18 protein-coding genes and 1 pseudogene are annotated in these 20,565 nt (G+C 43.9%); 9 read left to right on the forward strand and 10 right to left on the reverse strand.

The features are described 5' to 3' along the window. Positions 1–225 precede the first annotated feature (225 nt). Both ACO59Y_RS02885 and ACO59Y_RS02890 read left to right on the forward strand, forming a co-directional pair. On the forward strand, positions 226–1,161 hold the full coding sequence (locus ACO59Y_RS02885; protein ID WP_486130472.1) for a KpsF/GutQ family sugar-phosphate isomerase: 936 nt from the start codon (positions 226–228) through the stop codon (positions 1,159–1,161). Positions 1,162–1,185: 24 nt separating this feature from the next. After that, complete coding sequence (locus tag ACO59Y_RS02890) at positions 1,186–1,728, forward strand: KdsC family phosphatase (protein ID WP_486130474.1); 543 nt, start codon at positions 1,186–1,188, stop codon at positions 1,726–1,728. A gap of 69 nt (positions 1,729–1,797) precedes the next feature. Here ACO59Y_RS02890 and ACO59Y_RS02895 read toward each other — a convergent pair. The 3 genes and pseudogenes from ACO59Y_RS02895 to apbC form a co-directional block, all read right to left on the reverse strand. Continuing rightward, positions 1,798–2,378: pseudogene (locus ACO59Y_RS02895) on the reverse strand (virulence RhuM family protein/type II toxin-antitoxin system death-on-curing family toxin). Positions 2,379–2,506: 128 nt separating this feature from the next. Next, entirely contained in the window at positions 2,507–3,193 is a 687-nt protein-coding gene (locus ACO59Y_RS02900; RefSeq protein WP_486130476.1) for a Sir2 family NAD-dependent protein deacetylase, read from the reverse strand. Between the two features lie 89 nt (positions 3,194–3,282). Beyond that, a complete protein-coding gene (apbC, locus tag ACO59Y_RS02905; RefSeq protein ID WP_486130478.1) occupies positions 3,283–4,395 on the reverse strand; it encodes an iron-sulfur cluster carrier protein ApbC in 1,113 nt (370 codons plus the stop codon). A 220-nt stretch (positions 4,396–4,615) separates the two neighbouring features. On the opposite strand from apbC, the gene ACO59Y_RS02910 reads away from it, so the two are divergent. The 4 genes from ACO59Y_RS02910 to tehB all read left to right on the forward strand — a co-directional run bounded on the left by ACO59Y_RS02910 (position 4,616) and on the right by tehB (position 8,228). Beyond that, entirely contained in the window at positions 4,616–4,795 is a 180-nt protein-coding gene (locus ACO59Y_RS02910) for a hypothetical protein (protein ID WP_486130480.1), read from the forward strand. Further along, positions 4,792–5,070, forward strand: coding sequence for a type II toxin-antitoxin system RelE/ParE family toxin (locus tag ACO59Y_RS02915; protein WP_373604207.1), 279 nt, complete (start codon positions 4,792–4,794; stop codon positions 5,068–5,070). The genes ACO59Y_RS02910 and ACO59Y_RS02915 overlap by 4 nt, the downstream gene beginning before the upstream one ends. Before the next feature lie 102 nt (positions 5,071–5,172). Next, positions 5,173–7,254, forward strand: a complete 2,082-nt coding sequence (metG, locus tag ACO59Y_RS02920) for a methionine--tRNA ligase (RefSeq protein ID WP_486130482.1) — start codon at positions 5,173–5,175, stop codon at positions 7,252–7,254. 113 nt (positions 7,255–7,367) lie between these two features. Then, a complete protein-coding gene (gene tehB / locus ACO59Y_RS02925) occupies positions 7,368–8,228 on the forward strand; it encodes an SAM-dependent methyltransferase TehB (RefSeq protein ID WP_486130484.1) in 861 nt (286 codons plus the stop codon). Positions 8,229–8,297: 69 nt separating this feature from the next. On the opposite strand, the gene dapD is transcribed toward tehB, so the two are convergent. Further along, positions 8,298–9,125, reverse strand: a complete 828-nt coding sequence (gene dapD / locus ACO59Y_RS02930) for a 2,3,4,5-tetrahydropyridine-2,6-dicarboxylate N-succinyltransferase (protein WP_486130486.1) — start codon at positions 9,123–9,125, stop codon at positions 8,298–8,300. Between the two features lie 362 nt (positions 9,126–9,487). On the opposite strand from dapD, the gene purR reads away from it, so the two are divergent. The 3 genes from purR (at position 9,488) to ACO59Y_RS02945 (ending at position 13,885) form a co-directional block, all read left to right on the forward strand. Next, positions 9,488–10,501: an HTH-type transcriptional repressor PurR gene (gene purR, locus ACO59Y_RS02935; protein WP_486130488.1), complete on the forward strand. Its 1,014-nt coding sequence runs from the start codon at positions 9,488–9,490 to the stop codon at positions 10,499–10,501. 175 nt (positions 10,502–10,676) lie between these two features. Further along, the gene (gene ppc / locus ACO59Y_RS02940) at positions 10,677–13,316 is read left to right on the forward strand and encodes a phosphoenolpyruvate carboxylase (RefSeq protein ID WP_486130490.1); all 2,640 of its coding nucleotides are present in this window, start codon (positions 10,677–10,679) and stop codon (positions 13,314–13,316) included. Positions 13,317–13,561: 245 nt separating this feature from the next. Further along, positions 13,562–13,885, forward strand: a complete 324-nt coding sequence (locus ACO59Y_RS02945; RefSeq protein ID WP_486130492.1) for an HI1450 family dsDNA-mimic protein — start codon at positions 13,562–13,564, stop codon at positions 13,883–13,885. 34 nt (positions 13,886–13,919) lie between these two features. On the opposite strand, the gene cytX is transcribed toward ACO59Y_RS02945, so the two are convergent. From cytX to ACO59Y_RS02975, 6 genes are all read right to left on the reverse strand, one after another. Next, positions 13,920–15,098, reverse strand: coding sequence for a putative hydroxymethylpyrimidine transporter CytX (cytX, locus tag ACO59Y_RS02950; protein WP_486130494.1), 1,179 nt, complete (start codon positions 15,096–15,098; stop codon positions 13,920–13,922). Between the two features lie 56 nt (positions 15,099–15,154). Then, positions 15,155–16,072, reverse strand: coding sequence for a LysO family transporter (locus ACO59Y_RS02955; RefSeq protein WP_486130496.1), 918 nt, complete (start codon positions 16,070–16,072; stop codon positions 15,155–15,157). A gap of 108 nt (positions 16,073–16,180) precedes the next feature. Beyond that, positions 16,181–17,266, reverse strand: coding sequence for a 3-deoxy-7-phosphoheptulonate synthase AroG (aroG, locus tag ACO59Y_RS02960; RefSeq protein ID WP_486130498.1), 1,086 nt, complete (start codon positions 17,264–17,266; stop codon positions 16,181–16,183). A 106-nt stretch (positions 17,267–17,372) separates the two neighbouring features. Beyond that, positions 17,373–18,623, reverse strand: a complete 1,251-nt coding sequence (gene lolE, locus ACO59Y_RS02965) for a lipoprotein-releasing ABC transporter permease subunit LolE (RefSeq protein ID WP_486130500.1) — start codon at positions 18,621–18,623, stop codon at positions 17,373–17,375. Continuing rightward, positions 18,623–19,306, reverse strand: coding sequence for a lipoprotein-releasing ABC transporter ATP-binding protein LolD (gene lolD, locus ACO59Y_RS02970; protein ID WP_486130502.1), 684 nt, complete (start codon positions 19,304–19,306; stop codon positions 18,623–18,625). The genes lolE and lolD overlap by 1 nt, the downstream gene beginning before the upstream one ends. Positions 19,307–19,309: 3 nt before the next feature. Next, the gene (locus ACO59Y_RS02975) at positions 19,310–20,491 is read right to left on the reverse strand and encodes a lipoprotein-releasing ABC transporter permease subunit (RefSeq protein ID WP_486130504.1); all 1,182 of its coding nucleotides are present in this window, start codon (positions 20,489–20,491) and stop codon (positions 19,310–19,312) included. Positions 20,492–20,565: the final 74 nt, after the last annotated feature.

The following is a 20,565-nucleotide window of genomic DNA, read 5'->3' on the forward strand; positions in this document are numbered from 1 at the left end:
GTTAAGGGCTTCAATAAACCAGCGATTGTCTAACCAACTCGGCGCGTAGTATAGAGATTAACAAAAGTACGGTCAATAAAACCTAACGAATTTTAAATGCGCATATATCATAGCTTCAGGCGCAATATCGTAAGCTCTCGCATCAGCAAGACGACATAATTTTTCATTCGTTTTTTGATGCCATTCAGCTAAAATAGCGCCATTTCAACGCAGGTTAGGATGGTTATGAATTATCTACAAATCGCTCGCGACACGCTTGCCGTGGAGAGCACCGCATTGACGCAATTAAGTCGACGTTTGAACGATGACTTTAATCAAGTCGTGGAATTGATTTTGGCTTGCCGAGGACGTTTAGTTATCGGCGGCATCGGTAAATCCGGTTTAATCGGCAAAAAAATGGTGGCGACTTTTGCCTCCACCGGCACACCAAGTTTCTTTTTACATCCGACAGAAGCCTTTCACGGCGATTTGGGTATGCTTAAACCGATTGATATTGTTATGCTGATTTCTTATAGCGGCGAAACGGACGATGTGAACAAACTGATCCCGAGTCTGAAAAATTTCGGTAATCAAATTATTGCATTAACCAGTAATAAAAATTCGACGTTGGCCCGTCACGCGGATTATGTATTGGATATTACGGTGGAACGCGAAGTTTGCCCGAATAATTTGGCACCGACCACGTCTGCCTTAGTCACTCTGGCTCTCGGTGATGCGTTAGCGGTGTCTTTGATCACCGCGCGCGATTTTCAACCGGCAGATTTCGCCAAATTCCATCCGGGCGGTAGCCTTGGACGCCGCTTGTTATGCAAAGTGAAAGACCAAATGCAAACGCGCTTGCCGGTTATTGCGCCGAACAGCAATTTTACGGACTGTTTAAGCGCAATGAATGAAGGTCGAATGGGAGTGGCTTTAGTGATGGAAAACCAACAACTAAAAGGCATTATCACCGATGGCGACATTCGCCGCGCCTTAACCGCAAACGGTGCCGACACGCTGAACAAAACCGCGCAAGATTTTATGACCCGTTCGCCGAAAACGATTCATCAAGAGGAATTTTTAGCCAAAGCGGACGAGTTGATGAAAGCGAAGAAAATTCACTCGTTGGTTGTGGTGGATGACGAAAATCGCGTGGTCGGATTAGTGGAATTTTCAAGCTAAGGAAACCCAAGCTAAGGAAGCATCATGCAACAAAAATTAGAAAAAATTAAATTGGTGATTACCGACGTGGATGGCGTGCTGACCGATGGACAACTGCATTATGACGCCAATGGCGAAGCGATCAAAAGTTTTCATGTGCGTGACGGGTTAGGTATGAAAATGCTGATGAACGCCGGTATTCAAGTCGCCTTGCTATCCGGCAGAGATTCTGCCGTTTTGCGCCGTAGAATCGCCGATCTCGGCATTAAATTATTTTTCCTCGGTAAATTAGAAAAAGAAAGCGCCTGTTTTGATTTAATGAAACAAGCCGGCGTTACGCCCGAACAAACCGCTTATATCGGCGATGATAGCGTGGATCTGCCGGCATTCGCCGTGTGCGGCGTTGCTTTCGCGGTAGCCGACGCGCCAAGTTATGTGAAAAATGCGGCGGATTATGTCCTTTCTACCCAAGGCGGCAAAGGCGCATTTCGGGAAATGTCTGATATGATTTTGCAAGCGCAAGGCAAATCTGCCGTATTTGACAGTGCGCAGGGATTTTTGCAATCGGTGAAGAATATGGGGCAGTAAAAATTGACGTTCTCCTCTCAAAACAGCACCGCATTGAAAGCCGCTTCAATGCGGTGCTGTTTTGCTAGGCTAATGCTGCTTTATTTCAACAAAATGCTCGATTAATTTGATCATCAATTCCTTTTGCTCCGGCAAACTTTCCGCCACCAACAACGCCAATGCTACAAGGGTATTTTCGTTAATCAGCCGTTCTACCGGTTTTGCCAATAAATGTTGATTCAAATGCAAGTACCACAAAAACAAGAAAGAACCGGTACGTTTATTTCCGTCTGCAAGCGGGTGATTTTTGATCACGAAATACAACAAATGCGCCGCGCGACTGGCCACATTCGGATAAAACAATTCTTCGCCCGTTTAGAACTAATGCGGTAACCTACGGAAATAATGGCATCAAGGTTATAGTGTTTTAACGTACGCTTAACCTGACGTTTTCCCTCTTGGCGAACTACCGAGAAATCCTCGGTAGTTAGATTCTCATCAAGCTCACCTTCTGCGTAAATATTTTTCAAGTGCAAACTGATATTGTCGGTGCTCGTATCAAATAACATTGCCATTTGAGGTTGATTAAGCCATACCGTCTCATTTTCCAACGAAACCTGTAACGAAACTTGTCCGTCTTCCGATTGATAAATTTGAATTTGACTGTTCATCGTTCTCTCCTGTAAATGAAATCAGGTAGCTCTGGTGAAATTTTAAGAAAAAGACAAGTATATTTTGTTGATTTTTTGAGCCGAATTGCAAAATGACATTTGAATGGCAATAAATATAAGGAGTTCTTTTACTTCAATAACGCGTTTACTACTTTTGGAACACCCGCTCCGGCTTTCATCGCGATAATTTCAACTTGTTGACGAATGAACCCGCTATTCGGATGCGGATCAATTAAATAAATTTTTGCCCGACTCGGCGCTTCATTGACCAATCCATTTGCCGGATAAACTTGCAATGATGTACCGATGACAATCACAATATCCGCTTTTTTCACCAGTTCTTCGGCTTTCGGCAACATCGGCACATTTTCGCCAAAAAAGACGATGTGCGGACGCATTGGATAGCCATTTTCATCTTTGTCCTCTAATTTCTGATCGTCAAAACAAGGAACAATATAATCAGGATCAAAACTACTTCTCGCTTTGTTAAGTTCGCCGTGTAAATGAAGTACATTTTTACTACCAGCCCGTTCATGTAAATCGTCCACGTTTTGCGTGATGATGTGAACGTCATAGGCTTTTTCCAACTCCACCAACGCTAAATGTGCCGCATTCGGTTGAGCTGCTTGTGCGTTGCGGCGGCGTTCGTTATAAAATTCCAACACCTTGGCACGATTCCTTTTCAAAGCTTCCGGCGTGCAAACTTCTTCAATTTTATGCCCCGCCCATAATCCATCTTCCGCGCGGAAAGTCGGAATTCCACTTTCGGCACTAATGCCCGCGCCGGTCAACACGACGCAAATTGGTTTTGTCATAGTTTTCTCCGTTGAAAAGTGCGATCAAAAATTAAATCGTTTTTAAATATAAAAAAAGGGCTGTCACCACAGCCCTAATAATTATTTCACTATTTCACTTCTCTAAATAAAATCTCGCTTGGAATTACCGAACCTTGCCAGTAAAGCTCGGTGGAAACTTTTTCGGCGAGTTGTAAGAAGGCTTGGGTGATTTCGCTTTCAGGAGCTGCCACCACGGTTGGATTGCCTTTATCCAGATCTTCACGAATGCGGATATGTAACGGCAATTGCGCCAACACTTTCACCTTGTATTTTTCTGCCATTTTTTCTGCGCCGCCCGTGCCGAAAATGGCTTCGTGATGGCCACAGTTGCTGCAAATATGCATCGACATATTTTCTACAATGCCAAGCACCGGCACAGATACGCGTTCAAACATTGAAACGCCTTTCACTGCATCCAATAAAGCGATGTCTTGCGGCGTGGTTACCACTACGGCGCCCGTTACCGGAATTTGTTGGGAAAGCGTGAGTTGAATATCGCCGGTGCCAGGAGGCATATCAATGACAAGATAATCCAAGCTATCCCACAAAGTCTCGTTCAATAATTGGCTTAACGCACTGCTTGCCATCGGGCCGCGCCAAATGGTTGCGCTGTCTTCATCCATTAAGAAACCGATGGAATTTGCCGATAAACCATGCGCTTTAATCGGCGTGATATGTTGATTATCCGGTGAAGTCGGGCGTTGATGCGGTGCTCCCAGCATATGTGGAATGGACGGGCCGTAAATATCTGCATCTAAAATCCCTACGCGCGCACCTTGGGCTTGTAATGCAAGGGTTAGATTGACGGACACGCTGGATTTTCCCACACCGCCTTTGCCCGACGTGACGGCAATAATATTTTTCACGCCTTTTACGGCCGGTTGATTATTCGCGCGTTTCAGGGTGGCAATTTGATAATTCACCGCCCATTTAATTTCTTTGCAATCCGCTGCTTTTAATAAAGCGTCAGAAACGGCTTTTTTCAACGCCTCTACGCCCGTATTCCATGCAAAAGGCAGTTGCAATTCAATGCGTAAGATCTCGCCACCCTTTTCCACTTTTTTTAAAGTATTCAGCGCAATCAGATCTTTTTGCAGGCTTGGATGTTGGAATTGTTGAAGAATTTGTTGAATTTGGGTTTGCTGTTCAGCGGTTAGATTGTCGGAAAAGTAGGTTGTCATAAAACTTCCTTTCTGTTTAGTAGAGTAAATTTGTCGGGATATTTAAACGCGGCTATTAAACCACGGAAAGTGCGGTGTGTTAAGTTAAAGTTTTTGAAAAGTCTTTTTCTGATTTATTCTTTTATCCCATTCGCTTATTTCTTGTATCAGATCTAACTATTCGTTACTATACAATCCATCTCATCTAATAGTTAACAAATTAAAATAAACAGGAAAATATATGCAACATATTAAACCTCAATCACAAGCTAACACTGATTTTCAAAAGAAAATCTTGTCACGTTTTGAACAATCATTAACGGAAGAACAACGTTTTTTACAAAGTGTACTGAATGATGAAATTAAAACCTATTCACATGAAGAAGTAGTCGCGGATTTACGTAAGGCATTGAAACGATGAAGCAAGATTATATCGTTCGCTGGTCTGAAATGGCGCGTTTTCAACTTTTAGATAAAGCAGAATATATTTATAGCCAAAGCCAAAATATGGAAATAGCGGATCAATTCATTAACGAAATAGAGCAGCTGGCAGGAAAATTAAGTTATGTTGCAGCAGCTTATCGTGACGGTCAATTTCATATTTTTCCTTTGAAAAACGGTCATTCGGTTAAATTTCTAGTCGCAGAACCTTATGTGTTAATTTATGCGTTTTTACCAAAAGGCATTAACCATTAAATTTAATCTCTAATTTACCTTTCCCTCAGTTTTCCAACTGGAAAAAAAGCCTTTTTTCAGATAAGATACCGCCCAATTTTTTGCCTAATAAAAGAGAATAAAATGTCAAATCAACCCCGTAAAATTTTAGTGACTTGTGCCCTGCCTTATGCCAATGGCGCAATTCATTTAGGCCATATGTTGGAACATATTCAAGCGGATATTTGGGTGCGTTTTCAACGTATGCGTGGCAATAAAATCTATTTTGTCTGTGCCGATGATGCACACGGCACACCGATTATGTTGAATGCCGATAAACTCGGGATTACGCCGGAAGAACTCATTGCGCGCGCAAAAGCCGATCACGCGCGTGATTTCGCCGGTTTCAATATCAGCTTTGATAACTATCACTCCACGCACAGCGAAGAAAACAAACTGCTCACCGCGGAAATTTATAATAAATTAAAAGCCAACGGTTTCATTAAAAGTAAAGTGATTTCTCAGCTGTTTGATCCTGAAAAAAATATGTTCTTGCCGGATCGTTTTGTGAAAGGCACTTGCCCGAAATGCAAAGCGGAAGATCAATATGGCGATAACTGCGAAGTGTGCGCTTCAACTTATAGCCCAATGGATTTAATCAATCCACGTTCTGTCGTTTCCGGTGCAACACCAATTGTGAAAGAATCCGAGCACTTCTTCTTTGATTTACCGGCATTTGAAGCAATGTTGCAAGACTGGACACATTCCGGAACGCTTCAATCTGAAATCGCTAACAAAATGCAAGAATGGTTTGAAAGTGGTTTACAACAATGGGATATTTCTCGCGATGCGCCGTATTTCGGCTTTGAAATTCCGGGGGCAAAAGATAAATTCTTCTATGTTTGGTTGGATGCGCCAATTGGTTATATAGCGTCCTTCAAAAATCTTTGCGACCGCGAAGGCATTGATTTCAACGAATTTTGGGCGGAAGGCAGTAAGGCGGAACTGTATCACTTTATCGGCAAAGACATCGTGTATTTTCACAGTCTGTTTTGGCCGGCAATGTTAGAAGGCAGTGGCTATCGTAAACCGACTAACGTTTTTGCACACGGTTATGTCACCGTGGATGGCGCGAAAATGTCAAAATCGCGTGGCACCTTTATTCAAGCGAGTACATATTTGAATCACATCGATCCGGAATGCTTGCGTTATTACTACGCGGCAAAACTCAACAACCGCATTGAAGATTTAGATTTTAACTTAGAAGATTTCGTACAACGCGTAAACACGGATATTGTGAATAAGTTGGTGAATTTGGCTTCACGTAACGCAGGTTTTATCGCAAAACGTTTTGCCGGCAAACTTGCCGATAAATTAGAAGATGAAACCCTATTTGCGGAATTTACTGCGCAAGCAGAACAAATCGCCACTTATTACGAAAGTCGCGAATACAACAAAGCGATCCGCGAAATTATGGCATTGACCGACAAAGCCAATAAATATATCGACGAGAAAGCCCCTTGGGTGATTGCGAAAGAAGAAGGCAAAGAAGCGGAATTGCAAGCGGTTTGCTCAATGGGCATCGAGCTTTTCCGCGTGTTAATGGCTTATTTAAAACCGGTGTTGCCGAAACTGGCTGAACGCGCTGAAGGCTTCTTACAAACAGAATTACGTTGGGACAACATCAATCAGCCATTGCTTGGTCATACGCTCGCGCCATTTAAAGCATTATTCTCACGTTTAGAGAAAAAACAAATTGATGCGGTGGTGGAAGAAACCAAAGCGCTCTTTGCCAATTCGGCTAAAGCCGACGCAGAAGCCAATAAAGCGGCAGAAAAAACAGCAGCAAAATCCACCGCACTTTCTTCTGAAAACACTAATGTTGAGCCTATCGCCGAAAGCATCACCATCGATGATTTTGCTAAACTCGATATGCGTGTCGCGAAAGTCTTGAAATGCGAAGCAGTGCCTGAATCCAACAAGCTGCTGCGCTTTGAATTGGATCTCGGCGATCACACCCGCCAAGTGTTCTCCGGCATCAAAGCGGCTTATTCAAAACCTGAAGAATTAGAAGGTCGTTTTGTAATTATGGTAGCAAACCTTGCGCCACGCAAAATGAAATTCGGTGTGTCAGAAGGCATGATTCTTTCTGCCGGCACAGGCGGCAGCGATTTATTCTTGCTTTCCGCCGACAGCGGCGTGACGGCAGGTATGCAGGTAAAATAATTCCTTTCAAACAAATTAAAGCGGCTTCGGTCGCTTTTTTTATTTTCTAATTGAAAAAAATGCGTTCATAACCTAGTATAATTCTCAACTATTTACCTATTTGGAGAAACATTATGAAAAATGAATTAATTTGCTATAAACAAATGCCGGTTTGGACAAAAGATAAATTGCCACAAATGTTCCAAGAAAAGCACAATACCAAAGTCGGCACTTGGGGAAAATTGACGGTGCTAAAAGGCAAACTTAAATTCTACGAACTTAACGAAAATGGCGATGTGATTGCCGAACATATTTTCACGCCTGAAAGCGACATTCCTTTTGTTGAACCTCAAATTTGGCACCGCATTGAAGCGTTGACTGATGACTTGGAATGCTCTCTTGCCTTTTACTGCAAAAAAGAAGATTACTTCAGCAAAAAATACAATATGACTGCCACTCATGGCGATGTGATGGATGCCACCAAAATCATCAAACCGTGCAAAGTATTGGATTTAGGCTGCGGACAAGGGCGTAACTCACTCTATTTAAGTTTGCTCGGCTATGATGTCACCGCTTGGGATCACAACGAAAATAGCCTCATGTTTTTGAACGAAACCAAAGAAAAAGAAAATCTAAAAATTCAGACCGCGCTTTACAACATCAACGATGCCAATATTCAAGAAAATTACGATTTTATCGTCTCTACCGTCGTCTTCATGTTCTTGGATCGCACCCGTGTACCGGCAATCATCGAAAACATGCAAAGCCATACCAATCCGGGCGGTTACAACCTTATCGTTGCCGCTATGTCCACACCGGAAGTACCATGCCCGGTTCCATTCTCTTTTACTTTCGCTGAAAACGAATTGAAAAACTATTACCAAGGTTGGGAATTTTTAGAATATAACGAAAATATGGGCGAATTGCACAAAACCGATGAAAACGGTAATCGCTATAAAATGAAATTTGTAACAATGTTGGCAAGAAAGAAGTAATTCGCTGATTAGAAAAGAAAACGACCGCACTTTTACATCACAAAGTGCGGTCGTTTTTTATTTTTTAAATTATTCTTCAATAGAGCGCAATAATTCATTAATGCCAACTTTACCTAAAGTTTTGGCATCAACTTTTTTCACGATAACTGCGCAGTACAAACTGTATTTGCCGTCTTTGCTCGGAAGACTGCCGGAAACTACTACAGAACCTGCCGGTACACGTCCATAATAGACTTCACCGGTTTCACGATCGTAGATTTTGGTAGATTGACCAATAAATACTCCCATGGAAATCACACAACCCTCTTCCACGATGACCCCTTCTACCACTTCAGAACGGGCACCGATAAAGCAGTTATCGCCGATGATAGTCGGGTTGGCTTGGAGCGGTTCTAATACGCCACCGATGCCTACACCGCCGGATAAATGCACGTTTTTACCGATTTGTGCACAGGAACCGACCGTTGCCCAGGTATCTACCATCGTACCTTCACCAACGTAGGCACCAATGTTCACATAAGACGGCATTAATACACAGTTTTTGGAAATATATGCGCCTTTACGCACGGTCGCGGATGGCACCACACGAAATCCTTCTTTTTGGAAACGTTCTTCGGTGTAATCGGCAAATTTTAACGGCACTTTGTCGTAATATTTGGTTTCTGCCCCGTCAACGAGTTGATTATCGTTGATACGGAAGGATAACAACACCGCTTTTTTCAACCATTGGTGAGTAACCCATTCACCGTCAATTTTTTCGGCGACGCGGTATTTACCGCTGTCTAAGCCTTCAATCACTTCTTCAATGGCGGCTTGCGTTTGCGCATCAACAGTTTTCGGCGTAATTTCACCACGTTTTTCAAAGGCATTTTCGATAATTTGTTGTAAGTTTGACATTTTGCTTCCTAGTTTTGTAAATGAATAAATCGGCGCTATTTTTACCATATTTTTGATTTTCAAGCAAAAAAACATAAAAAATCACCGCATTTTACCTGATGCAAAATGCGGTGATTTCACAAATATCATTCCAATTAAAAAATTGAAACAGCTAACCCTACAACAATAGTCATACTAAATACCACCATAATCATGGCATAACCAAAATCACTCATTTTTGCTCCTTTTTTGATGCGTTAAAACGGTCGTCATTCTAGCAAGAAAAAGAAAAAAAACGATCTTTTTTAAAAAATTTTTATCCTTTGCTTAACTATTCCCCTGCAATCCTTATAATGGGAAAAATTTTTCTAAGGGTATCTCATATGGCAACTATTAAAGATGTGGCGAAAATGGCCGGCGTGTCCACTACCACTGTTTCCCATGTAATTAATAAAACCCGATTTGTGGCGAAAGAAACAGAAGAAGCCGTTCATCAAGCCATTAAAATTTTAAAATATTCGCCGAGTGCCGTAGCGCGCAGCTTAAAAGTAAATACCACCAAATCCATCGGCATGATCGTAACCACCAGTGAAGCGCCGTATTTTGCGGAAATTATTCATGCGGTGGAAGAACATTGCTACCGTCAAGGTTATTCACTGTTTTTATGCAACACGCAAAACGAACCGGAAAAGATCAAAAACCACTTGGAAATGTTAGCCAAAAAACGCGTAGACGGCTTGCTCGTAATGTGTTCGGAATATACCCCAAGCTCGTTGGACTTATTGTCTAATTTTGCTTCGGTACCAATGGTGGTAATGGATTGGGGACCGAACGGCAATACGGACATCATTGAAGATAACAGTTTTAGTGGCGGCTATCTCGCGACCAAACATTTAATCGATTGCGGTCATAAAAATATTGGCATCATCGCCGGCGAACTCAGCAAAACCACCGCTCGCACCCGTTACGAAGGTTTTCAAAAAGCGATGTGCGAGGCAGGTTTAACCATCAATAAAAACTGGGTGACGGAAGGCTATTTCGAGCCGGAAGACGGCTACGAATGTATGAACAAAATTTTGCAGCAAGAGGAATTACCAAGCGCAGTATTCTGTTGCAACGATGTCATGGCGCTCGGTGCGATTTCAGCGATTACTGAAAAAGGCCTACGCGTGCCGGACGATATTTCCATTATCGGCTACGACAATATTCACGCCTCCCGTTTTTACGCGCCACCCTTAACTACGATTCATCAATCCAAATCGCGTTTGGGCGCACAAGCGGTCAATTTATTGTTCGAGCGTATTGCACAAAAAGATAAAAATGAACTTCCTCACGGGCACCGCATTGACATCTACCCTGAATTAGTATTGCGTAAATCCGTCAAAACACTTTTATAACTCTCAAAAAAACGACCGCATTTTCTAGATAAAAACTAGGAAATGCGGTTATTTTTTAAATTAAACTTAATTTTTCTATTTTTTACCAAGTTTTCTTTTAATAGAATTTGACCCTCCTCCTATTTTTAGTTATACCTGTGCCCGTTTTTTTAAATTTTACTTTTCAGGAGTTTGTATGACACAAGAATATGTCACGCTACGCAGTAACATCAATATGTTAGGGCGTTTTCTCGGAGAAACCATTAACGATGCGCAAGGCGCTGATATTTTGGAACTGATTGAAAGCATTCGCAAATTATCGCGCGACTCCCGTGCAGGAGACGATAATGCGCGACAACAATTGCTTACTACCCTCGCCAATATTTCAACCGACAACATTATCCCCGTAGCGCGTGCTTTCAGCCAATTTTTAAATCTCACTAATATTGCCGAACAATATCAAACTATCTCGCGCGAACATTCGCAAAAAGCACCAGCGGATCGTTCGTTACAAGCGCTGTTTCAGCGTTTAAAAGCGGAAAACGCCTCGAAAGAAAAAGTTTATAAAACCATCGAAAAGCTCTTAATTGAACTGGTGTTAACCGCGCATCCGACAGAAACTACCCGTCGTTCACTGATTCATAAACACGTTGAAATCAACAAATGTTTAAGCAAATTGGAGCATGACGATTTAACCGAAAAAGAACGTAATGTAATTGAGCGTTTATTGCTACGTCTCATCGCCGAAGCTTGGCACACTAATGAAATCCGTACCGTTCGCCCAACCCCCTTCGACGAAGCCAAATGGGGCTTTGCGATGTTGGAAAACAGCTTATGGCAAGCAGTACCGGAATTTTTGCGTCAATTAAATGAAAACGCGCGCAAATTTTTAGGTTACGATTTACCGGTAGGTTTAAAACCGGTGCGAATTTCTTCTTGGATGGGCGGTGATCGTGACGGTAATCCCTTTGTAACTGCAAAAATCACCCGCAAAGTCTTACACTTTGCTCGTTGGAAAGCGGCGGATTTATTCTTACAAGACATCAGCGAACTCGCCGACGAACTTTCTATGACGAAATGCACCAATGAATTTCGAACCAAATACGGTGATCATTTAGAACCTTATCGCGCTGTAGTAAAAGGCTTGCGTGGTAAGCTTACCGACACCCTTGCTTATTTCGACGATCGTTTGGCTGATCGTGCGCCACGCTTTTCCGAAGACGACATTATTTTGACAGACAATCAGCTTTGGGAACCGCTTTACGATTGCTATCAATCGCTTATTGCATGCGGTATGCGGATTATCGCAAACGGTTCGTTATTGGATATTTTGCACCGCATTCGCTGCTTTGGCGTGACGCTTTCACAAATGGATATTCGCCAAGAAAGCACGCGTCACACTGAGGCCATTGCGGAAATCACTCGCTATATTGGCTTAGGTGATTATTCTCAATGGACGGAAGATGACAAACAAGCCTTTCTGATTCGAGAACTCAGCTCGCGCCGTCCGTTAATTCCGCGAAATTGGACACCATCGGAAGAAACACAAGAAATTTTAAATACCTGTAAAGTTATCGCCGAACAAAAAGCCGGCGTTATCGCCTGCTACATTATCTCCATGGCGCGCACCGCATCGGACGTACTTGCCGTGCATTTATTGTTAAAAGAAGCCGGCGTGCCGTTCCATATCCCTGTCGTGCCGTTGTTTGAAACCCTAGACGACTTGGACGCTGCCGAAGAAGTCATGTGCCAACTGTTTAATATCGGCTGGTATCGTGGCGTCATCAATAATCGTCAAATGGTTATGATCGGGTATTCGGATTCGGCAAAAGACGCCGGCATGATGGCAGCCTCTTGGGCGCAATATCGCGCACAAGAAGCCTTGGTCAACTTAACGGAAAAACTGGGTATTGAACTCACCTTATTTCACGGTCGTGGCGGCACTATCGGGCGAGGTGGCGCACCGGCGCACGCGGCCTTACTTTCCCAGCCACCGCGTTCGCTCAAAAACGGGTTACGCGTGACCGAGCAAGGAGAAATGATCCGCTTTAAACTCGGTTTGCCTGCTGTAGCGGTAGAAACATTCGATCTGTACGCCAGCGCGATTTTAGAAGCGAACCTGTTACCGCCACCGGAACCTAAACCGCAATGGCGCGATGTGATGGAGGAACTTTCCGCGGTTTCTTGCGAGATTTATCGCAACGTGGTACGCGGCGATAAAGATTTCGTGCCTTATTTCCGTAGCGCTACACCGGAGCAAGAACTTTCCAAATTACCGCTCGGCTCCCGTCCGGCAAAACGAAATCCGAACGGCGGCGTAGAAAGTTTGCGTGCTATTCCCTGGATTTTTGCCTGGATGCAAAACCGCTTAATGTTACCAACTTGGCTTGGTGCCGGCGCATCAGTGCGTCAGGCGATTGAAAGCGGCAAAGGCGGGCTTATCCGTGAAATGTGCGACAACTGGCCGTTCTTCTCCACCCGCATCGGAATGCTGGAAATGGTATTCAGTAAAACCGACACTTGGCTTTCGCAACAATATGACCAACGCTTGGTTAAAAAATCGCTTTGGTATTTAGGTGAAAGCTTGCGCGAACAACTACGGGCGGACATTCAAACCGTACTCTCGCTTTCCCATCGAAGCGAACTGATGTCCGATTTGCCGTGGATCGCCGATTCCATCGCGTTACGCAATATTTACACTGACCCGCTTAACCTTCTGCAAGTGGAATTGCTTCACCGCTTGCGCGAAAATCCGCAAGCGCCGAATCCTGACGTGGAACAAGCTTTGATGATCACCATCACCGGCATTGCAGCGGGTATGCGCAATACGGGTTAATTCTGCACCGGCCAAAATAAGTCGGATAACGCTGCGATTATCTGACATACGCCAACAGCACCGCATTGGAAGTGCTTCCAATGCGGTGCTATTTTTGAACTCGGCAATTCAACCAAAACCCGAACAAAATGTGCCCTTGCCGACTTTGTATAATGGCGGCTATAACACCGTAAACGCCGAGAAATTTGACCGTCTTTGTGATTTCGGTATGATACCGCTCGGCTTTTATCGAACAAGGACACAACATGACAACTGATATTCAAAAACTCGATCCCGATACGGCAATTAATATCGCTTACGATATTTTCTTGGAAATGGCGGGGGAAAATCTCGATCCGGCGGATATTGTGCTGTTTAATCTGCAATTTGAAGATCACGGCGCAGTGGAATTTGTGGAAACAGCGGACGATTGGGAACAGGAAATCGGCGTGCTCATTGACCCCGAGGCCTTTGCCGAAGTGTGGATTGGCTTAGTTAATGCTGATGACGAAATGGACAATGTATTCGCTAAATTCTTAATTTCTCACCGCGAAGATGAACGCGAATTTCATGTCATTTGGAAAAAATAAACTAAAGAGCGATCACAATCGCTCTTTTTTATCTTTACTTCCAAAAGCATTTTCTCACCGCGATGGTAAGCCCAAAAGTCAATAGAATCACCGGAAAAGTCAACCCCAACAAGCTTTCCCATTCCAGCCACATTAACACACGGTAAAGCACAAAACCGATAAACCAGAGAGTTAAGCCAACCGCGTCCAATGTGTTACGCGGCTCGGTTCGTTTAAATACGAAAAAATCCGCCATTAATACGCCAATCATTGGCGCAAAAACCGAACCGATAAAAAACAAAAAATGTTCGTATTGCGTCACCGGTAAGGCAGACGCCAATGCGGTGCCCACAAGCACGGTTAAAATTGAAAGCACTTTTACGTTTAATTTCGGCCAAATATTGTTCAAGCTCATGCCCGTCGAATGGGCGGGCAATGCGGTGTTGATCATAGTGGAAGTGACGACAATCAATACACCGACAATACTGACGCCGGAAAGCGCCAAGATTTGCGAAATTTCCGATTTGCCGGTCACCAATGCGGCGCCGAGTCCGATGGAATACATCCAGCAACTCGTGAGCGTATAAATTAGCGCGGAAAGTAACGTGGTTTTTAACGGCGTTTGAGTATTTTTGGTGTGATCGGAAACCACCGGAATCCAAGACAATGGCATAATTGCAGCGATTTCGACCGCTGTACCGAATTTAATCGCCTGGCTCTCCATCGGTATGAAATCATGCCGAATAATCTGCAACGTAAGCCAAAGCATTAATAGAAACATGGTGCCGAGCGAAACACTTTTGATTACCCCCAGATTAGTAAAACCGAGCAGTAACCAAATGATAATCAGCAAGCCTAAACCGAGAGTAAATAAGGGAAAAAAGGCGTTATCAATACCTTGTCGATTTAAAATGGAAATGACTTCCGCGCCCATATAAATCATCACCGCCGTCCATCCCATTAACTGTAATGAATTCAGCACGGAAAACAGCGCCGAGCCTTTTCGCCCAAATGAAATTTGTACTGTTTGCATCGCGCTTTTTTGAGTTTTCGCACCGATAAAACCGGCGCAGAAGAACATCGCACCGCCGATAAGATGGCCGCATACAATTGCCAGTAGTCCTTGTCGCCAGCCTAATGGAGAAAACCAAGTGCCGGTGAGAATTTCCGCCATGGAAATAGCGGCACTAAACCACACCAGGCTAATCGTAAGATTTGAATATTTTTGTTGCATCTTCTGCTCCTTTAGATAACGGGCATCAATTTAACCGGAAAAATTATCATTATGGGTTAAATGGGAATACTGGAAAAAAAGACCAATAAAAGCGGCGGTAAAATATTGGTGACAAAACCGAAAGAAATGGCAATCGGCGTTACTTCAATGCCGCCGGACTTTTGGATAATCGGCAGTGTACAATCCAATGCGGTGGCGCCGGTGATGCCGATTGCGGTGGAACGAAAATGCCGCATAAAAAGCGGAACAGCAAAGAGGCTAATAATTTCGCGCGATAAATCGTTAAAAAATGCGATACCGCCCTGCACCGGCCCCCAGGCATTGGTCAACACCACGCTGGATAAAGAATACCACCCCATTCCGGAAGCAAACGCCAAGCCTTGCGTAATCGGCATGGCCAGTACAAATGCAGCAATTATGCCGCCACACAAAGAAGTCACGGTAAACACGATACCGGTTTGAAAGCCGCGCTTATTAAATAGCGCTTCTTTTAAAGAAATACCGTTATTACGCAGTTGAATGCCGACGAAAAAAATCAGCACGATCAACACATAAAGATTAATGCCGGCGGGCAACATTAGATGAGATTTAAACAACCACCCGCATAGCGTACCGATAACCACCGTGCCGGAAAGCTTAAAGGAGTCGATTAAAGCATGCCGGCGGAAATCGATTTTAGCTTTCGATTTAAGCGGCACGGCGGGATTAAAACAATCGTAAAGCATCAACCCGAACAAATTTGAAGCCAGAATAATGGCGGAAAGCGTTGCCGCCGTTTTGCCGATAATCGGTAATTGGTTTTCGAGATCATCAAGTTGTCCCAACAAATAGCCCATTAAAAACAAAATGATATACAGCAAAAACATCACGATATGATCGATATTCGCAATTTGCTTGTTATTTTTAATTTTTATCGCATAACCCGATAACATCGGCGCTAAAACGATTAACAGTCCATTGATCATATCTTGCATAGCGCGCTCCTTTTTTCGGCAATCGGTGGATATCAAAAACAGCACCGCATTGGAACCCACGCCAATGCGGTGCTGTTTTCAGCGCTCGGAATTTGAGCGCGATTAGAATTATGAATTGATTTTACGGCGAGCCAGTACGGCGTCAGATAATTGTTTAAGCAACAATTCGCTATCTTCCCAACCGATACAGGCATCGGTAATGCTTTGACCGTAAGTCGCGGCTTTGCCGTCAATCAAATCTTGGCGCCCTTCGACTAAATGACTTTCCACCATAACGCCGAAAATTTGCGTTGAACCACCGGCGATTTGCTTGCATACGTCTTCGCATACATCCATTTGTTTTTTGAACTGTTTACTGCTGTTGGCGTGACTGAAATCAATCATTACGTGCGGCACGCGGCCGGATTTTTCGATGTTGGCACAAACTGCCGCCACATCGTCCGCGCGATAATTCGGGCCTTTATCGCCACCACGTAAAATAATATGGCAGTCTTCGTTACCTTTGGTGGAAACGATGGCGGAGTGACCGAATTTAGTTACCGACAAGAAGTAATGCGGTGCTTCCGCCGCACCAATAGCATCAAGCGCCACTTTCACGCCCCCGTTGGTGGCATTTTTAAAACCGACTGCGCAAGATAAACCAGAGGCAAGTTCACGATGAACTTGAGATTCGGTTGTGCGCGCCCCGATTGCGCCCCAACTCATAAAATCCGCCACATATTGCGGTGTAATCATATCCAAAAATTCACCGGCGGAAGGCACGCCGAGATTATTAATGTCGGAAAGCAATTTACGCGCGATGCGTAAACCGTCGTTTAAACGGTAAGTATCGTTTAAATACGGATCGTTAATTAAACCTTTCCAGCCGACCGTAGTGCGTGGTTTTTCAAAATACACGCGCATAATGATTTCAAGGCTGTCTTTATATTTTTCGCGTAACGGTTTTAAGCGGTTAGCGTATTCAAGCGCAGCTTTCGGATCGTGAATGGAACAAGGGCCGATAATCACCAATAAACGATCATCTTCGCCGTGAATAATATTATGCGCTTTATGACGGGTTCGTTGAACTAATGCGGCGGCTTCTTCACTGGCCGGAAATTTCTCCAATAAGGCAATAGGCGGTAAAACCTGATCTACTTTTTCAATACGTGTGTCGTCATTTGCCACTTTAATTTCAATTTTTTCTTTCGTCATAATCACTCTCTTATAATTATTTATGTTTAATAAAAAATATGTGGGGTACTCTACACTTATTTTATGTACTAGTAAACTAGTTCATTAGAAATATTTTAACGCTGAATTAATGATTACTCAAAACTTGAGCCGGTTGAAGTTTGGCAGCCCGATTCGCCGGATAAAGGCTTGCCAACAGACTGAGGAGTAACGCTGCCGCTAAAACAAGCAAGACATCTTGCCAATGAAGCTCACTCGGCAGAAAATCCACAAAATAGATGCCATCGGAAAGTAATTTCTTGTCGAATAAACGTTCCAAGCCTTGAATTAAACTCGTCAAATTCAACGCGAACAACACGCCCAGCACAATCCCAATCAAACAACCTTTCATCCCCGCCTGCAAGCCATACCAAATGAAAATACGCTTAATAAAACCGTTATTGGCCCCCAATGTTCGCAAAATCGCAATATCGCCCTGCTTATCTTTCACCGCCATAATCAGCGTGGAAACGATATTGAAACATGCTACGCCGATTACCAACACCATCGCGATATACATCACGCTACGAATAAGCTGAATATCGCGATACATATAACCAAATTTAGCAATCCAATTTTGTACATAAAGCGACTGCGGATAATCACCTAACGCAGAATAATCCAGTTCCTGAACTTTAAACGGATCGGCGACTTTCAATTCAACGCCGCTGATTTGCACCGCCTGATAGCCTAATAATTCCTGCGCTTGTGACAAAGAAAGCAAGGCATAGCTGTGATCAAGCTGACCGTCTAAGCGCAAAATACCGGTCACTTGCACTCGTTCGCGATGAGGTTGCGACACCTTCTCCGTGCCATTTTGTTGTGAAATTAACAACGTAACCCAGTCGCCGGCATTTACTTCTAAATCTTTTGCGATGCCCGAGCCGAGTACTAAACCGCCCTCCTTCCCAAATCGTTGCCAACCGTCATCTTGTACGTATTTTCCGAGAGAACTGACTTGATCTTCGGCGTCTTTATCCACGCCTTTCACTTGCACCACTTTCAACTTACTGCCATTTTCTACCAATGCGGTAAAGCTGACAAAAGGCGAAAGTGCAACAATTTTTTCGTTCATTTTTAAACGGGAAATTAACATATCTTTGTGATTAATCGTTGCCTCATTGGCATTCGGATTAATCGTAATTTCCGCGTGTGGCACGACGGCGAGAATGCGTTGATTAAGTTCACGCTCAAAACCGTTCATCGCGCTCAAGCCGACAATCAACACCGCAACACCAAGGGCGATGCCAACAGCAGAAAATTTTGCGATGAGCGCCACCAGAGGATTTTTTTGCTTGCCGCGTTGATAACGCCAGCTAATAAAAAATGGCGTATTCATTACAAGTTTTCCTTTAGCACGCCGTCTTGCATAGTTAGGCGACGTGATAATTTTCCCGCTAAGTCCATATCGTGGGTAACCAATAAAAAGGCGATATGTTGTTCTTGGTTAAGTTGCCGAATCAACTCGAAAATACTTTCCGTAGTTTTGTGATCTAAATTTCCGGTCGGCTCATCGGCAAGCACTAAAGCTGGGTGATTCACCAATGCTCGGGCAATCGCCACCCGTTGCCGTTCACCGCCGGACAATGCCGAAGGGCGATGTTCAATGCGGTGCCCCAAGCCCACCGCATTGAGCATTTGTTCCGCACGATCTTTAGCTTCGGTTCTATTTTGATTACCAATTAGCAGCGGCATCATCACATTTTCCAAAGCGCTAAAATCCGCCATTAAGTGATGGAATTGATACACGAAACCGAGGTTTTGATTACGCAATTTCGCTAATTCTGCTGCGGAAGCTTTTTGCAAAGAGCGGCCTTTGATAAACACTTCGCCACTGCTTGGTTGATCCAACCCGCCTAGGGTATGCAAAAGCGTACTTTTGCCCGATCCCGAACTGCCGACAATCGCGACCAATTCATTCGGCCGCATAGCGAAAGAAACGCCTTTTAGTACCTGCGTTCGGAGGTCGCCTTCTTGGTAAAATTTACTGATGTTTTCGCACTGTAATAAATATTGACTCATGATTTACTCATAACGTAATGCTTCTGCGGGCTCGGTTTTTGCGGCACGATAAGCGGGATAAACGGTTGATAACAGCGATAATAATAAAGAAAACGCAATAACAATCACGATTTGTAACGGCGCCAATGCAATCGGCAAAAAAACACCGCTCGAATTGAATAGCGCAATAATTTCTGTCAGGTTTAGCGTAATTAGCACGCCTAATGCGGTGCCAATAAGCGTGCCCACCAAGCCGACCAATAAGCCTTGATAAATAAATACCGCGCGCACTTGCGATTTGGTCAGCCCTTGAGTTTGCAGAATGGCGATTTCACCCTGTTTATCCACCACCATCAAACTCAATGAGGTGACGATGTTGGAAATCGCCACCACGATAATCAAGCTAATCAACAAGCCCATCATATTTTTTTCCATCCGTACGGCTTGGAAAAATTCGCCTTTTTGCACGCGCCAGTCGGTAATTTGTTTATCCGGAAAAGCTTGCGGCAATTCGGTAATCAAAAAAGGATCATCCAAAAATAAACGATATCCTTGAGCCTGATTCGGCTGAATCCGCATTAAACGTCCGATATCCGATAAATCCGCAAAGGCCTGATAAGCGGAAGCTTCGCCGTAATCGAAATAAATTTCGCTGACGGTAAATAAACGCTGCATCGGTACGCGGCCGAACGGTGTATATTGACTGTTTTCGGTAATCATTAAACGAATTTTATCGCCGATATTCACGCCGAGTTTTTGCGCCAGTTGATCGCCGATAATAAGCTTAAATTCGCCTTCCGGCAGCACCGCATTGAAACGCCTATTATCAAGGCTTTCCAATAATGGATCGTCGGAAAACGCCCGTACGCCGATCACTTGTCCGGCGCTGACACCTTTTGCCGTTTGAAAAATTACATCGGTACGATTAATCGGTACTGCTTTTTGGACGAAAGGCGGCAGATTTTTCAACCTTTCTTGGCTGGAAATCGGTCCTGCTTCGCTCACCACAGCGTGCGGAATGGCGGAAAGCACTTGTTGTTTTTGATAGCCTTCCAAACCGTTCATCACCGAAAGCACGATGATCAACGCCATTACGCCCAGTACAATACCGAAACTGGCGAGATTAGCGACCAATCGTCCGAAACGGTCGGCGCTTTTGGCGCGCCAATAACGCAAGGCGATATAAAGGGAAATCGGTAAATTCATGTTTTCGTTCGTATTGCTCGACATAAACGGTACAAGGTCATTTCAGCACCGCATTGACGCCGTTACCTTTAAGC

The organism is Rodentibacter sp. (assembly GCF_057314195.1).

Excerpts from the sequence above, each read along its gene's own strand:
- lolD (WP_486130502.1), bottom strand. The coding sequence starts at position 19,306 with ATGAGTCAATATTTATTACAGTGCGAAAACATCAGTAAATTTTACCAA.
- ACO59Y_RS02945 (WP_486130492.1), top strand. The coding sequence starts at position 13,562 with ATGACAACTGATATTCAAAAACTCGATCCCGATACGGCAATTAATATC.
- lolE (WP_486130500.1), bottom strand. The coding sequence starts at position 18,623 with ATGAATACGCCATTTTTTATTAGCTGGCGTTATCAACGCGGCAAGCAA.
- ACO59Y_RS02955 (WP_486130496.1), bottom strand. The coding sequence starts at position 16,072 with ATGCAAGATATGATCAATGGACTGTTAATCGTTTTAGCGCCGATGTTA.
- ACO59Y_RS02900 (WP_486130476.1), bottom strand. The coding sequence starts at position 3,193 with ATGACAAAACCAATTTGCGTCGTGTTGACCGGCGCGGGCATTAGTGCC.
- apbC (WP_486130478.1), bottom strand. The coding sequence starts at position 4,395 with ATGACAACCTACTTTTCCGACAATCTAACCGCTGAACAGCAAACCCAA.
- aroG (WP_486130498.1), bottom strand. The coding sequence starts at position 17,266 with ATGACGAAAGAAAAAATTGAAATTAAAGTGGCAAATGACGACACACGT.
- ACO59Y_RS02885 (WP_486130472.1), top strand. The coding sequence starts at position 226 with ATGAATTATCTACAAATCGCTCGCGACACGCTTGCCGTGGAGAGCACC.
- ppc (WP_486130490.1), top strand. The coding sequence starts at position 10,677 with ATGACACAAGAATATGTCACGCTACGCAGTAACATCAATATGTTAGGG.
- ACO59Y_RS02890 (WP_486130474.1), top strand. The coding sequence starts at position 1,186 with ATGCAACAAAAATTAGAAAAAATTAAATTGGTGATTACCGACGTGGAT.
- dapD (WP_486130486.1), bottom strand. The coding sequence starts at position 9,125 with ATGTCAAACTTACAACAAATTATCGAAAATGCCTTTGAAAAACGTGGT.
- ACO59Y_RS02910 (WP_486130480.1), top strand. The coding sequence starts at position 4,616 with ATGCAACATATTAAACCTCAATCACAAGCTAACACTGATTTTCAAAAG.
- tehB (WP_486130484.1), top strand. The coding sequence starts at position 7,368 with ATGAAAAATGAATTAATTTGCTATAAACAAATGCCGGTTTGGACAAAA.
- ACO59Y_RS02915 (WP_373604207.1), top strand. The coding sequence starts at position 4,792 with ATGAAGCAAGATTATATCGTTCGCTGGTCTGAAATGGCGCGTTTTCAA.
- purR (WP_486130488.1), top strand. The coding sequence starts at position 9,488 with ATGGCAACTATTAAAGATGTGGCGAAAATGGCCGGCGTGTCCACTACC.
- cytX (WP_486130494.1), bottom strand. The coding sequence starts at position 15,098 with ATGCAACAAAAATATTCAAATCTTACGATTAGCCTGGTGTGGTTTAGT.
- ACO59Y_RS02975 (WP_486130504.1), bottom strand. The coding sequence starts at position 20,491 with ATGAATTTACCGATTTCCCTTTATATCGCCTTGCGTTATTGGCGCGCC.
- metG (WP_486130482.1), top strand. The coding sequence starts at position 5,173 with ATGTCAAATCAACCCCGTAAAATTTTAGTGACTTGTGCCCTGCCTTAT.